Genomic DNA, 13,626 nt, shown 5'->3' with positions numbered 1-13,626 from the left:
CTCGCCCATTGGATATGCCGCCGCGAAATCGGCTGCGGACCAATCAAAGAGTCCTCACTCATACCCGCTGCCCGAAACGGTAGCGGGTTCTTTTTACCCCATGGCCGGGCGGCTGCGGGCAGTTAAGGCAAGGGCCGGCAGAACAACATGCGCAACCGGATCGTTCTCGGCATCATCAGCCTGTGCCTTGGCGTGCTGGTGTTCTCGCTCCAGGACCCGCTGGTCAAGGCGGTGTCGGCCGGCTATCCCGTGACCGAGGTGATGTGGATCCGCTCGATCGTCGCTTTGCCGATCCTGATCTTTCTCGTTCGCGCCGACGTCGGCCTGCGGGCCATCGCCTCGAAGCGGTTCGGCCTGCTGACGATACGCGCCTTCATCCAGTTCTCCTCCTATACGGTTTACTATCTGGCGATCGCTGCCTTGCCGCTCGCCGACGCGGTGGCGCTCTATTTCATGGCGCCCCTGTTCATCATGGCGATAGCCGGGCCCTATCTCGGCGAGCGGGTATCCTGGCAGGCTCTCGCCACCGTGCTGATCGGCATGCTGGGCGTGGTCGTGATGCTGCGCCCGGGCGCCGGCCTGTTCGACTGGGCGGCGCTGCTTTCGTTGGGCTCGGCTTTGCTCTACGGCTTTTCACAGCTGATGGCGCGCAAGATCGGCGACACCGAATCCTCCACCGTCATGGCCTTCTACCAGAACGGCGCCTATCTGGTCGGCGCCGCTGCGGTTGCCGGCACATTCTGGCTTGCCAGCATAACCCATGCTGTCCACCCCAGCCTCGAATTCCTGGTGCGGCCGTGGGTCTGGCCGACGACCCCGGATTTCCTCAAGATGGCGGCCTGCGGCTTCGTCGCTTCGGCCGGCATGATTCTGCTGTCGCAGGCCTACAGGCTGGCGCCCGCCAACCGCGTCGCCACCTTCGAATACACCGGGATTATCTGGTCGCCGCTGTGGGGCTTCCTGTTCTTCGACGAGGTGCCGCGCTCGACCACCGCCATCGGTGCGGCGCTGATCATCGGCGCCGGTCTGCTGGCGCTCAACACCGAACGGCGCCGGAGCGCTGCGCCTGTCCTCGCCGCGTCTCAGGATGCCGCCTGAAGCGTGTCAGGCGAAGCAGGCGAGCGCCTGGTCGACCCGCGAGCGGATTTCGGCCAGCGTGAAAGGCTTTTGCACGACGTCGATAATGATGCCGTTCAATTCCTCGGCGCGCTCGCGCTGGTCGGCATAGCCGGTCATCAGCAGGATCTTCATGTCAGGGAAAAGCCTGGCTGCGGCGATCGCCATCTCGATGCCGTCCATTTCCGGCATGCGGATATCGGAGACGACGAGGTCGTAACCGCCGCCTGCAGCACTGACCATCGCCAGCCCCTGCGCGCCGTCGGCGGCGATATCGATCGAGTGCCCGGCGCGTTCGAGCGCGCGGGCGGCGAGGGTGCGGACGGACTCATCGTCCTCGACGATCAGAAGCTTTGCCATGGGCCGGAATTTGGCGGGCAAAAGTTGACTTTTTCTGAAAATTTGAAGCGTCGGGGGCCTTTTCTCAGGCATCGCCTTTGACGACACCGACAAACGGCAGTTCGCGAAAAGCGTGAGCGACGTCCATGCCGTAGCCGACGACGAAGTAATCGGGACAGTCGAAGCCGACATAGTCGGCGTTCAGCTCGGTCTGGCGGCGCATGCGCTTGTCCAACAGCACCGCGATGGCGCAGCTTTTGGCGCCGCGCGACAGCATCAGGTTGCGGGTGAAGGAGAGCGTCTTGCCCGACTCCAGGATATCGTCGATCAGCAGCACGTCGCGGCCGGCGACCTCATTGTCGATGTCGCGCAGCACCCTCACCTCGCCGCTGGTGGTGCCGGCGCCATAGCTGGAAATGAAGATGAACTCGACCTCGGGCGACAGCCCGACATCGTGCATGGCGCGGATCAAATCGGCGGCGAAGATGAACGAGCCCTTCAGCACCGAAATCACCAGCAGGTCGTGATAGTCGTGCTCGGCGATCTCCTTGGCGAGTTCGAGATTGCGCCGCGCGATCGCGGACGCCGAAAACAGGACCTCGATGTCCTTGCCGCGCACAACTGGCATCAACAACCTTTCCAGAGAACCGACTAGCCGGCGAAGGTGACCGCCACGGCCTTGACGCCGTTTCTAGGCACATCGAGGCGGCTGGAAAAGCCGAATCTTTCGCCGGGCGCCAGAGAACGGTTGGATGTCCCCAGAGTATAACGGGTGATGCGGCTGTCATTGCCGGTGACACGTATCTCCAGCGGCGGCAATTGTCCCGCCTTCAAACCGTCATTGACGGCCTCGCCATCCACGAACAGCACCGGGGCGGGTCCTGAGGCGTCGACACGCGACGTGACGCCGGCAATGCTGAGTACGGCGCCCTCCGGCTGTTCGACTGACCAGAACGGCGTCTGGCGCACCAGCGCATGGCCACCCGAGACCCAGAAGGCGGCAAGCGCCGCACCGATGCCGGCAATCCAGAAGATCGGCCCGCCACGCGATGCCGGCCGCCCGGCTGACGCATCTGATTTGCGCAGCATCTCCATGCCTTCGATCGACGGCGTCGCGATGTCGCGCGCCGGCGTCGGCATGGCTTCTATCAGTGGGATCAGCTGCGGCAGCACCTCATAATCCGCATCGACGATGTCGGTCGCCACAGGACGCGATTCCGGTGCGACACTTGTCCCGGTCATGATTTCGCCGGAAACCGGGCGCGCGGTTCGTTGCTCAGCCATCATGGCCCCGCTGTTGCCTCTTCGTTTCTTTTGCGTAAATGGAAATGGTTAACGCTTCCCCACCGGAACCCTTGTGACGCACTCAAAAACAGCGAAAATTAACCGACGGTTAACCATGGCGGCCGATGGTCGTTGGACAGAAAGGGCTGGCACGCCGCCGCCCTCAGGTCGTCGCACGTGATCCGCTTCGAAAATGTCGGCCTCCGCTATGGCATGGGTCCGGAAATCCTCCGCGACATCTCCCTGCACATTCCGGAGAGCTCCTTCCAGTTCCTGAGCGGGCCCTCCGGCGCCGGCAAGACGACGCTGCTGCGCCTTTTGTTCATGTCGCTGAAGCCGACGCGCGGGCTGATCACCATCTTCGGCAAGGACCGCTCGCGCATCTCGCGCGCTGAACTGCCGCATCTCAGGCGCCGCATCGGCGTGGTGTTCCAGGATTTCCGTTTGCTCGACCACATGACCACTTATGAGAATGTCGCTCTGCCGCTGCGCGTGCGCGGCCGCGAGGAAGCGAGCTACCGCACCGACGTCACCGAACTTTTGAAATGGGTTGGCCTGGGCGAGCGCATGCATGTGCTGCCGCCCGTCCTTTCGGGCGGCGAAAAGCAGCGCGCGGCAATCGCCCGGGCCTTGATCGAACAGCCCGAAATCCTGCTTGCCGACGAGCCGACCGGCAATGTCGACCCGCCGCTGGCGCGCCGGTTGCTCAGGCTGTTCATCGAGCTCAACCGGCTCGGCACCGCTGTGGTGATCGCCACTCACGATCTCGGCCTGATGGAGCAGGTCGACGCGCGCCGCATGATCCTGGCCGGCGGAAGGCTGGATATTTATGACTGAACTATCGGCCGAACAGTTGCATGGAGACGCCGCCGATCTCGCGACGACGACGCAGCGCGTCCAGCGCCGCATGGCGCCGATCGTGCCGGCGCAGAATATCGCCGGCCGCGCCTTGGTGCTGGTCATCGCCATCATGACCTTCCTGTCGTGCCTGACTTTCGGCGCCGTCACGCTGGTGCGCGACACTGCCTCGGTCTGGGAAAACCAGATCTCGCGCGAGGCGACGATTCAGATCAAGCCGGTCGACGGCCTCGACATGGAGGCAGCCCTTGCCCAGGCCTCGAAGATCGTCGGCGAATTCCCCGGCGTGAAGGAAACCCGGATCATCGATCGCGACGCCACCGCGCGTCTGTTGGAGCCATGGCTGGGCTCGGGCCTGAATATCGACGAATTGCCGGTGCCGCGCCTGATCATCGTCACCATCGACGAGACCAGTCCGCCCGACTTTAGCGCCATCCGTGCGGCGCTCACGCCCAAGCTGCCGAGTGCTTCGCTCGACGATCACCGTACATGGGTCGACCGGCTGGTCGCCATGGCCCGCACCACGGTCACCATCGGCATCGCCGTGCTGGTCCTGATGCTGTCGGCGACGGTGCTGACCGTAGTGTTTGCGACGCGCGGCGCTATGGCGGGTAACGGCCATATCATCGAAGTGCTGCATTTCGTCGGCGCCGAGGCGCGCTTCATCGCGCGCGAATTCCGCTGGCATTTCCTGGTCACCGGGATGAAGGGTGCGGCCGCCGGCGGCGCAGCCGCGATCCTGGTTTTCATCGTCTTTTCCTGGTGGTCGTCGCGCAACATGGCAACGCCGCAGGCCGACCAGGCCACCGCTTTGTTCGGCAATTTCGCCATCGGATCGGCAGGCTATCTCGGCGTCGGCCTGATGGTGCTGGTGATCGGCGGACTGACAGCGGCGACCTCGCACGCCACCGTCGTCGCCTATCTCAGCGACATCGATGTCCGCCAGCCGGATGCGGGGTGAACCGTGAGGGCAGAAGCGAAAACAGTTCGGGGGCAAGGACAGGAATGGAAGGGACGATCACGGATCGAAAACCGACGTAACGCAATGTGCGCTTTTTTCCTTACCAAAAAGGCATTTCAGGATTAACCATAGGATGATGAACGCGCGGGAGTCGACCGGAACGGCTGGACAGATGCCAGTGGTGCGTTTGCGTGTGCGTACCGGGCTGGGCCGTTTGCGCACCGCCCTGCGTCTCGCCTCCCTCTGTCTACTGCTGCTGGTGGCCCTGTTTGCCGGTGGCTTCGGCTGGTTCGCCAGCAAGGTCAGCCACATGACGACCCCGACCAACCCGGCCAAGGCCGATGCGATCATCGTCTTGACCGGCGGTCAGGCCCGCCTCGACGCAGCACTCGATCTGCTTGCCTCCGGCAAGGGCGAGCGGCTGCTGATCTCAGGCGTGCATCCCTCTGCCAGCCGCCGCCAATTGCAGGCTGCTACCGGCGGCGACAAGGCGCTGTTTTCCTGCTGTGTCGACATCGACCGCGCCGCGCTCGACACGATCGGCAATGCCGAGGAAAGCGCTAAATGGGTGGAGAGCCACGCCTATGGCAGCGTCATCCTCGTCACCAACAATTACCACATGCCGCGCAGCCTGCTCGAGATGGGCCGCCTGCTGCATGGCGCCAGGCTTGAACCCTATCCGGTGGTCAACACCAATCTGGACAATGGCGACTGGCTGACCAAGCCGGAAGCGCTACGCGTGCTTCTGACCGAATACAGCAAATACCTGCTGGCGCTTGCGCGCGGCGTCGTCCCGGTCCGCCAGACTGCCGACAGCGTCGCACTGGCCGAGGTTTCGACCGCCAAGGACTAAAGCAATTCCAGGAAAAGTGTGTAGCGGTTTCCCCGGGAAAAGCACGTACGCTTTCCCTTGGGAATTGCGTCCAAACAGACGACTCTGACGGCGCTCGATTACCCCTTGACCGTGCCGTCTTCCGGGCCACGCAGCCGCGCAATCTCCTGTTCGAGGCTTTCAATCCGCTTGTCGCGTTCGGCGAGTGCGGCCGCGACATCGGCGGCCTCGAATCGCTGCGGAATGTGTTGCGGGCAATTGGCATCCCAGGCCGAGACGGTGAACAGGATGACCTGCTCGGGGCGCGCCTTGTAGTCCTGCGGCATCAGCCTTGCCAGAAGCTCGGCATCGTCCTCGACGACGCGCGCCGTGCCCCAGATCTTGACGCGCTGGCGATGCGCATAGTCGATCAGGAACAGGAATGCCTGGTTGTTGTCGGCGAGATTCCCCTGCGTGATGAACTGCCTGTTCCCGGAGAAATCGGCAAAGCCGATGGTCTTCTCGTCCAGCACCTTGAGGAAGCCGGCTGGCCCGCCGCGATGCTGGATATAGGGCTGACCCTCGCCATTTGCCGTCGACAGGAAGACGCTGGTCTGCGCCGCGATGAAGTCGGCGAGGTCGGGCGTCATATGGGCGCGCCATCCGCCGCGCTCCTCGGCGCTGGCATAGCCCTTGCGCGAACCTTTGCGGGTCTGGATCGCCTTGACGGTCGGCGTGAAGGCGACATCGCTGGTGAAAGTATGAGCATTCATGGAAGCCTCCGCGGGGCCGAAACACGGCCATTGTAAGCGAAGAGGTAGGTCCTTCCATGCTTTGGATGTAGATGGCATAGTTGCAAGCTATCCTTCCAATTTCCGGAAGAAACTATGGATCGTCTCGAAGCCATGTCGCTGTTCGTCGCCGCGGTGGAAGCGGGCAGCCTTTCCGCTGCCGGCCGCCATTTCGGCATTCCACTGGCAACGGTCAGCCGCAAGGTTTCCGACCTCGAAAAGCACCTTCAGGCGCGCCTGCTGAACCGTTCGACCCGGCAGCTCACGCTGACCGATGCCGGCCAGGCCTATCTCGCCGCCTGCCGCCGCATCCTCGGCGAGGTCGGCGAAGCCGAACGCACCGCTGCCGGCGAATACAGCACGCCGACCGGCGACCTGTTCATCACCGCGCCGGTCGTCTTTGGTCGCCTGCACGTGCTGCCTGTCGTCACCGAATTCCTGGCGGCTTATCCTCAAGTCAACATTCGCCTGACGCTGGCTGACCGGATAACCCAACTGGCGGAGGAACATCTCGACCTTGCCATCCGCATCGGCGAGCTTGCGCCTTCGAGCCTCATTGCCATCCGCGTCGGCGCGATCCGTCGCGTCGTGTGCGCCAGCCCCGCCTATATCGCCGCGCATGGCATGCCGCGGACGCCGGACGATCTGGCCGCGCATGAATGCATCAGTTTCGAAGGGCCTGCAGCGCTCGCCAGCTGGAGCTTTGCCGGCGACAAGGGCGAACTGATCGTGCCGATCCACTCACGGCTGCGCGTCAACACGGCGGAAGCTGCAATCGATGCCGCGATTGCAGGCGCCGGGATGACGCGGGTGCTCTCCTACCAGATCGCGGACGCAGTACGTTCCGGCGTGCTCGTCCCGGTCTTGCGACCCTTCGAGCCGCAGCCGTGGCCGGTGAGCCTCGTCCATGCCGGCCAAGGCCTGCTGGCGGTGAAACTCAGGGCGTTCCTCGATTTCGCCGCTCCGCGGCTGAAGCAGCGGCTATTGCAGGCGACGTGGTGAGTTGAGACTGGCTTGAGTCAGTGGCGAGCCGGCCTATGTCAGGCCATTGCGGCGTTTCCTTTTTGCCCGCGCTTGGTGTAACCAACGCACACCTCCTCAACGGGCCCTTCCCCGCATGCTCTATATCCGCTCGCTGGCGTTCAACTTCGTCTTCTACGTCAATCTGATCGTCCAGATGGTCCTCTGGACCCCTTACTACTTCCTCTCGCCACGCCATCGCGCCTGGTTCGTGCCGAAATTCTGGTCGCGCACCAGCCTGTGGCTCTACGACAAGATCGCCGGCACCAGGAGCGACATCACCGGCGTCGAGAACCTGCCGGAGGGCTCTTTCATCCTGGCGCCGAAACACCAGTCGTTTTGGGACGCGATCGCTTTCTTTCCCTTCCTCCACGATCCGCTTTATATCCTGAAGCGCGAGCTGACCTGGATCCCCTTCTTCGGCTGGTACATCCTGAAGATGCGGATGATCCCGGTTCACCGCGGCAGCCGCTCCAAGGCGTTGAAGCAGGTCGTTGCATCGACAAAGCAGGAGATGGGGCGCAATCCGCGCCAGCTGATTATCTACCCCGAAGGCACGCGCCGAGCGCCAGGCGACGAGCCGGCTTACAAATACGGCATTGTCGAGCTCTATACGCAGCTTGGCGTCCCGGTGGTACCGGTCGCCCATGTCGCCGGCCTCTATTGGCCTCGCCGCAAATTCTTGCGCTTTCCCGGCACCATCAAGGCCCGCTTCCTGCCGCCGATTCCGCCCGGGCTCGGCAAGGACGAATTCATGGACCGGCTGATCGGCGATACGGAAGTCGCCTGCGACCAGCTGCTGATCGAGGCATCGCAGGCTCCTAACCCGCCGCAAATGCCGCCGACGGCGGTCAAGCGGCTGGCCGAACTCGCCGCGGCCGCCAAAGCAATTCCAGGAAAAGTGTGAGCGGTTTTTTCCGTCCTGAATTGCGCCAAAACAAAAAAGACCAAAGCTTGATCTCTTCTGCGGGCCGGCTCAAGGCCACGCCGCCAGCGCCGTGGTCAGCACCAGCGTCGCCGCGAAGGCCAGATTGATGATCCGCGACGCCAGCGGCTGGCGCAGGGTGCGGGCGAAGGCCGCGCCGGCCAGCAGCCACAGCACATGGATGGCTACGATCATCAGGGTGAGAACCGCCAGCCTGGCCGGGATGCCGAGAGCATCGGCGCCGGCTGCGGTCGCGGAGCCAGCAAGGACCGCAGCAATCGCCACATAGGCTTTCGGGTTGGCAACGGCGAGCAGTAAGCCGCCGAGGAAGGTCGGCAGAACCGCGCTGCTGTCACGCGCGGCCAGCGGCGGCGCTGTCGCTATTCTGTAGGCGAGGTAGAGAATATAGGCGGCGGAAGCGACCGCCAGCACTGGCGCTACGCCCGGCATCGAGGTGAGGATAGCCTTGATGCCGGTGGCCACTACCAGCAGCACCGCGACCGTGCCTAAAATGATCCCCGATGTGTAGTGAAGCGAATTGCGCAGGCCGAAGGCGGCCCCTATCGCCGTGACGCTGATCGTCGCCGGGCCAGGACTGCCCATGACGACGGTTGCCGCCAGCACCAGCGCCAGCAATTGCTGCCAGGGCTGCGCCTGCGAAAGAATGTCTGCGGCCATGCTGCCTCTTCTCCACAATAATGGAGAACAGTGTGGCAAGGCGGACAGCCGTCGTCTTGAACGATCGTGCCGAACCTGCGCGGCTAGGCGCTGGCCTTGTCCAGCGCCACGAGATCCTCCGCGCTGAGCTTCAGCGATGCGGCGCGCACCAGGCTGTCGACCTGGTCCAGCGTCGTGGCGCTGGCGATCGGCGCGGTGATGCCGGGCTGCGCCATCACCCAGGCGAGTGCTACTTCCGCCTGCTTGGCCGAATGGCGCGCCGCCACAGTGTCGAGTGCGGCCAGAATGCGCATGCCGCGCGCATTGAGATAAGCCTTCACGCCGCCGCCGCGTTCACTTTTGCCGAGATCGGCCTCGCTACGGTATTTGCCGCTCAAAAACCCCTTGGCGAGACTGAAATAGGTGATGACGCCGATATCCTCGGCCACGCACAGATCATGCAGCGGCCCGTCGAAGGATGAGCGGTCGTAGAGATTGTATTCCGGCTGCAGCACGCTGTAGCGCGGCAGCCCGCGCAGGCTGGCAACATCGAGCGCGGCGCGCAGCTGGCCGGCGTCGAGATTCGAGGCGCCGATATGGCGGACCTTGCCGGCAGCGAGCAGCTTCTGGTAGGCGCCGAGCGTCTCTTCATAAGGCGTGGTCGGGTCCGGCCAGTGCGACAAATAGAGGTCGATGACATCGGTCTGCAGCCGCTTGAGCGACGCCTCGACCGCCCTTTCGATATGGGCAGCGGACAAATCCTTCTTGCCTTGTCCCATATCCGAGCCGACTTTGGTGATGACGATGATCTTGTCACGGTTGCCGCGGCTTTTCATCCATTTGCCGATGATGGTCTCGGACTCGCCGCCCGCGTGGCCGGGCACCCAGCGCGAATAGGCATCGGCCGTATCGATAGCGTTGAGGCCGGCGTCGCCAAACCGGTCGAGCAGGTCGAAGGAGGTCTTCTCGTCCGCGGTCCAGCCGAAGACATTGCCGCCCAGGACCAGCGGCGCGATGGAAAGGTCGGTTTGACCGAGACGGCGTTTTTGCAAGACGGGGCTCCGTGGGCTGGCGGCGGGTGACCCGAATGCTTCGGGCCGCAGCTAAGCTAGGTCTCGCCGCGCCGAGGTCAAAGGCCTCAGCCAATTTTTCCAGCGGGCCAGCGCTTCACAAAGGCGCGAGCGCTTCGCCTGCAGGCTCGCCGTGGTCTACCGGCTCACGAGGCGATCCGCTTCGCCACCTCTTCCAGCCAGTGGTCGCTGATACCCAGCGCCGCGAGATGCTGCAGCGTGTTGAGCACATAGTCCTCGTTGTTTCCGGACTGGCCGACGGCGCCACGGATAACACCTGCCGCATGCGCGGCATCGAGCCCGCCGGCATACTGCTCATGCTGGCGGTCGACGATATAGGCGACCGCTTTCACTCTCTCTCCCGCGGCCGCACCATTCACGTCGAGACTGATATCGAGCACACGCTCGAGATAGACGCTGGTCACCAATTCGCGCTCGCGCAGATAGGTCAGCACCTCATCGCGCAGCTCGCCGGGCACGCGAAAGGCCAGCCCGATGCAGGAGCCGCCACGGTCGAGGCCTAGCACCAGGCCCGGCCGCTGGCGCGTGCCGCGATGCACGAAGGAATAGACGCACAGCGACCGGCGGTAGCCGTAAAGCCGCGCGCGGCGGGTCTCCACATGCGCAAATCCCGGCCGCCAGATCAGCGAGCCGTAGCCAAAAACCCAAAAATCGCCCATATCGCCAAGCCTGATTGCACGAGAGTGACGCCGCCGCATCGGAATCGGTGCTCTTCTGTTCTTTTTGCTTGTTGCGTAAGCCACAGTCCACCCGCAACACGCCCGCGTTAATGAAAGCCGCAGCATGACGTCAAGTGACGAGCGTCCGTCGAAGTTTCGCCGCCGGCTGATGTGGCTCGCTGCCTTGGTCGTTATGCTGTTCGGCGTCTACAGCGCGGTCTGGTTCTATGTCGCCGGTCGCGTCAGCAGCGAAGCCGACAAGGCGGTGGCCTCGCTCAAGGACAAAGGCATCGAGGCCGGCTGCGCCAACCTCACCGTCAGCGGCTACCCCCTGAGTTTTGCCATCTCCTGTGACAATCTGGCTTACGAGGACGACGCCAGGAACGTTGCCGCCTCGGCAGGCAGCTTCAACTTCGTTGCAGAACTCATCCGGCCTTTGTCGCCTGCCGCCGAGTTGCGTGGGCCACTGCGGACCTCGGTGCCCGGGATGGCGCCGCTATGGATCGATTGGGACAATCTGCAGGCCAATGCCAAGCTCTCCTGGCCCTTGCCACGCAGCATTTCGCTGCAGGCCGAGAGCTTGTCCGGCCAGACCGATCCGGCCGACGACACCGACCCGGTTTCACTGTTCAGCGCCGGAACGGCGGCGGGCGAGTTGCGACCCGACGGCCAGGACATCGGCTACGTCGGCAGCTTCACCGATCTTGAGATCGACGCCGACGCGATCGGCGGGCGCGTGCTGCCGCCGCTCGACGGCAGCGGCGACGCGACGCTGAAGAACGGCGTCGCGCTGATGAAGACGCAGGCCAGGAGCCTGCGCGGCCAGGCGGTCGGCATCCACAAGCTCGATCTGTCGTCGGGAACCGCGCGCATCACCGTCTCCGGCCCGGTGTCGGTCGACGCCAACGGCCAGGTCAATGCCGACCTGACGATCAAGCTGCAGGATCCCAAAGCCGTGGCGGCAATCCTCGCCACCGCAATCCCCGAGCAGAAGAGCCAGATCGAGCAAGGCTTTGCCGGTCTGGCGCTGCTCGGCAACGAACCGTCGATGCCGCTCAAGGTGGTGAAGGGCAAGGTCTCGCTCGGCTTCATTCCGCTGGGCAAGATCAAGCCGCTCGATTAGAGCAATTCCAGGAAAAGTGTGAGCGGTTTTCCGTCCGGAATTGCGTTAAAACAAAGAGATAGAACATGATCGCAAAGAGCGGGAATGGCTTTTGGGGAGAGATCATGTTCGAGCAAGCCGACGCATGAACCGACCGGTGAAACTGCTGAGCGTTGGCGCGCTGACGCTGGATACCATCCTGGCCGTCGAAACCCTGCCCACGCATCAGGGCAAGTTCATCGCCTCGGACGGCATCCAGATCGCCTCGGGCATGGCGACAAGTGCTGCCTGCGCCGCCCGCCGTCTCGGCGCCGAGGTGTTCCTGTGGGCAAGTGCAGGTGACGATGCCGTCGGCGACCAATTGCTGGCCGGCATCGAGGCCGAGGGCGTCGATTGCGGCTTTGTCCGCCGCGTCGAAGGCGCCCGCTCGGCGCTGGCCGCGATCCTGGTCGACGCTCATGGCGAGCGCATCATCGTGCCCTTCTACGACCCAAAGGCGCAGGCCGACCCCGAGGCGGTGCCTGTCGCCGATCTTTCCGGCTTCGATGCCGTGCTGGTCGATGTGCGCTGGCCGGGCGCCGCCGCTCTTGCCTTGACCGCCGCGCGCAGCGCCGGCCGTCCCGCCATCCTCGACGCCGACACGGCGCCGGTTGAGGTGCTGGAGCGCCTGCTGCCGCTGGCATCGCACATCGTCGCTTCGGAGACGGCGGCACGCATCGTCTGCGGCCATGCGCTGGACCCCGGAACCGCCTGTGCCGACCTCGCCAGCCGCACCGATGCCTTCGTGGCGGTGACCGGCGGCGCCGCGGGAAGCTGGTGGCATGACCGGTCCGCCGGATGCGTGCGCCACATCGCGGCGCCGAAGATCAAGGCGGTCGACACGCTTGCCGCCGGCGACGTGTTTCACGGTGTCTTTGCCGTCGGGCTTGCCGAAGCCATGCCTATCGAGCAGGCCTTGCGCTTTGCCAGTGCTGCCGCCGCGCTCAAATGCCAACGCTTCGGCGGCCGGCTGGGAGCGCCAAACAGGGCCGACACAATGGCCATGCTCGAAGCGACGTGGCCCGCTTGAGGGAACTTAGCTCTTGGCCGGATGTTCCACCGCCTGGCGGCCAAAATCCGGCACGTCGATGTCCTGGCCGGCCTCGATGATCGAACGGCGAACGGCCCGGGTGCGGGTGAACAGGTCGAACAGCTTGTCGCCGTCGCCCCAGCGGATCGCCCGCTGCAGCGAGGCGAGGTCCTCCGAAAAGCGCGCCAGCATTTCCAGGATGGCATCCTTGTTGTGCAGGCACACGTCGCGCCACATGGTCGGGTCGGAGGCGGCCAGACGGGTGAAGTCGCGGAAACCGGAAGCCGAATATTTGATCACTTCCGACTTGGTCACCGATTCCAGATCGTCGGCCGTGCCAACGATGTTGTAGGCAATGATGTGCGGAAGATGCGAAACGATGGCCAGCGTCATGTCATGATGCTGCGGGTCCATCGTGTCAATGTTGGAGCCGCAGCGCCGCCAGAATTCCGACAGCTTTTCCAGCGCGGCCGGATCGGTTCCCGGCAGCGGCGTGAAGATGCACCAGCGGTTTTCGAACAGCTCGGCGAAACCCGCATCCGGGCCCGATTTCTCCGTACCTGCCAGCGGGTGCCCCGGAATAAAATGCACGCCTTCCGGCACATAGGGCTGCATTTGCGCAATGACGGAGGCCTTGGTCGAACCGACATCGGTGAGGATGGCGCCTTTTTTCAGCGCCGGCGCGATCTCTTGCGCCACCTCGCCCGACGATCCCACCGGCACCGAGACGATGATCAGGTCGGCATTGCGGACCGCTTCCCTGGCGTCGGTGGTGTAGCTCTCGCCAAGACCGAGCTCCTTCGCCCGTGCCAGCGTGGCCGGGCTGCGCGTCGCGATGGCGACATGGCGGGCCAGGCCCTCGCGGCGGATGATGCGGGCCAGCGACGAGCCGATCAGGCCGATGCCGACCAGCGCGATCTTTTCAAACATCGGTGCTGTCATT

16 protein-coding genes are annotated in these 13,626 nt (G+C 64.1%); 8 read left to right on the top strand and 8 right to left on the bottom strand.

Features of this window, described 5'->3' with window-relative positions; all coding sequences use genetic code 11:
* The first annotated feature begins 147 nt into the window (after positions 1-147).
* Entirely contained in the window at positions 148-1,098 is a 951-nt protein-coding gene (locus NKH54_RS08880; RefSeq protein ID WP_353028059.1) for a DMT family transporter, read from the top strand.
* Positions 1,099-1,104: 6 nt separating this feature from the next.
* Here NKH54_RS08880 and NKH54_RS08875 read toward each other — a convergent pair whose 3' ends face one another.
* The 3 genes from NKH54_RS08875 to NKH54_RS08865 all read right to left on the bottom strand — a co-directional run bounded on the left by NKH54_RS08875 (position 1,105) and on the right by NKH54_RS08865 (position 2,742).
* A complete protein-coding gene (locus NKH54_RS08875) occupies positions 1,105-1,476 on the bottom strand; it encodes a response regulator (RefSeq protein WP_023673316.1) in 372 nt (123 codons plus the stop codon).
* Positions 1,477-1,540: 64 nt separating this feature from the next.
* Positions 1,541-2,083: a hypoxanthine phosphoribosyltransferase gene (hpt, locus tag NKH54_RS08870; RefSeq protein WP_023673315.1), complete on the bottom strand. Its 543-nt coding sequence runs from the start codon at positions 2,081-2,083 to the stop codon at positions 1,541-1,543.
* A gap of 23 nt (positions 2,084-2,106) precedes the next feature.
* Complete coding sequence (locus tag NKH54_RS08865; protein WP_352545446.1) at positions 2,107-2,742, bottom strand: hypothetical protein; 636 nt, start codon at positions 2,740-2,742, stop codon at positions 2,107-2,109.
* Between the two features lie 174 nt (positions 2,743-2,916).
* On the opposite strand from NKH54_RS08865, the gene ftsE reads away from it, so the two are divergent.
* The 3 genes from ftsE (at position 2,917) to NKH54_RS08850 (ending at position 5,411) form a co-directional block, all read left to right on the top strand.
* A complete protein-coding gene (ftsE, locus tag NKH54_RS08860) occupies positions 2,917-3,576 on the top strand; it encodes a cell division ATP-binding protein FtsE (RefSeq protein WP_023685344.1) in 660 nt (219 codons plus the stop codon).
* A complete protein-coding gene (locus tag NKH54_RS08855) occupies positions 3,569-4,558 on the top strand; it encodes a cell division protein FtsX (RefSeq protein ID WP_353028058.1) in 990 nt (329 codons plus the stop codon). The genes ftsE and NKH54_RS08855 overlap by 8 nt, the downstream gene beginning before the upstream one ends.
* A gap of 133 nt (positions 4,559-4,691) precedes the next feature.
* Positions 4,692-5,411 carry a YdcF family protein gene (locus NKH54_RS08850; RefSeq protein WP_023673311.1) on the top strand — a complete coding sequence of 240 codons (720 nt, stop codon included), beginning with the start codon at positions 4,692-4,694 and terminating at the stop codon, positions 5,409-5,411.
* A gap of 98 nt (positions 5,412-5,509) precedes the next feature.
* Here the strand turns inward: NKH54_RS08850 and NKH54_RS08845 are convergent, their stop codons facing one another.
* Positions 5,510-6,142, bottom strand: coding sequence for a pyridoxamine 5'-phosphate oxidase family protein (locus tag NKH54_RS08845; protein WP_023704321.1), 633 nt, complete (start codon positions 6,140-6,142; stop codon positions 5,510-5,512).
* Between the two features lie 114 nt (positions 6,143-6,256).
* Between NKH54_RS08845 and NKH54_RS08840 the strand changes: the two genes are divergently transcribed.
* Both NKH54_RS08840 and NKH54_RS08835 read left to right on the top strand, forming a co-directional pair.
* Positions 6,257-7,162: a LysR family transcriptional regulator gene (locus NKH54_RS08840; protein ID WP_023685345.1), complete on the top strand. Its 906-nt coding sequence runs from the start codon at positions 6,257-6,259 to the stop codon at positions 7,160-7,162.
* Positions 7,163-7,277: 115 nt separating this feature from the next.
* A complete protein-coding gene (locus tag NKH54_RS08835; RefSeq protein WP_023742891.1) occupies positions 7,278-8,087 on the top strand; it encodes a lysophospholipid acyltransferase family protein in 810 nt (269 codons plus the stop codon).
* Between the two features lie 69 nt (positions 8,088-8,156).
* Here NKH54_RS08835 and NKH54_RS08830 read toward each other — a convergent pair whose 3' ends face one another.
* The 3 genes from NKH54_RS08830 to NKH54_RS08820 form a co-directional block, all read right to left on the bottom strand.
* Positions 8,157-8,783, bottom strand: a complete 627-nt coding sequence (locus NKH54_RS08830; protein ID WP_352984592.1) for a LysE family translocator — start codon at positions 8,781-8,783, stop codon at positions 8,157-8,159.
* An 83-nt stretch (positions 8,784-8,866) separates the two neighbouring features.
* Positions 8,867-9,814, bottom strand: a complete 948-nt coding sequence (locus NKH54_RS08825) for an aldo/keto reductase (protein WP_023673306.1) — start codon at positions 9,812-9,814, stop codon at positions 8,867-8,869.
* Positions 9,815-9,978: 164 nt separating this feature from the next.
* Positions 9,979-10,512 carry a gamma-glutamylcyclotransferase gene (locus NKH54_RS08820; RefSeq protein ID WP_023754180.1) on the bottom strand — a complete coding sequence of 178 codons (534 nt, stop codon included), beginning with the start codon at positions 10,510-10,512 and terminating at the stop codon, positions 9,979-9,981.
* 124 nt (positions 10,513-10,636) lie between these two features.
* Here NKH54_RS08820 and NKH54_RS08815 point away from each other — a divergent pair, with 124 nt between their 5' ends.
* On the top strand, positions 10,637-11,635 hold the full coding sequence (locus NKH54_RS08815) for a DUF2125 domain-containing protein (protein ID WP_023694036.1): 999 nt from the start codon (positions 10,637-10,639) through the stop codon (positions 11,633-11,635).
* Between the two features lie 124 nt (positions 11,636-11,759).
* Positions 11,760-12,683 carry a sugar kinase gene (locus NKH54_RS08810; protein ID WP_353028057.1) on the top strand — a complete coding sequence of 308 codons (924 nt, stop codon included), beginning with the start codon at positions 11,760-11,762 and terminating at the stop codon, positions 12,681-12,683.
* A 6-nt stretch (positions 12,684-12,689) separates the two neighbouring features.
* Here NKH54_RS08810 and NKH54_RS08805 read toward each other — a convergent pair whose 3' ends face one another.
* On the bottom strand, positions 12,690-13,625 hold the full coding sequence (locus NKH54_RS08805; RefSeq protein ID WP_352623532.1) for a prephenate/arogenate dehydrogenase family protein: 936 nt from the start codon (positions 13,623-13,625) through the stop codon (positions 12,690-12,692).
* Position 13,626: the final 1 nt, after the last annotated feature.

The organism is Mesorhizobium sp. M1004 (assembly GCF_040318795.1).
Lineage (GTDB): Bacteria > Pseudomonadota > Alphaproteobacteria > Rhizobiales > Rhizobiaceae > Mesorhizobium.
Note: the sequence above shows the minus strand (reverse complement) of the source record. Positions and strands in the feature narration are given on the sequence as shown.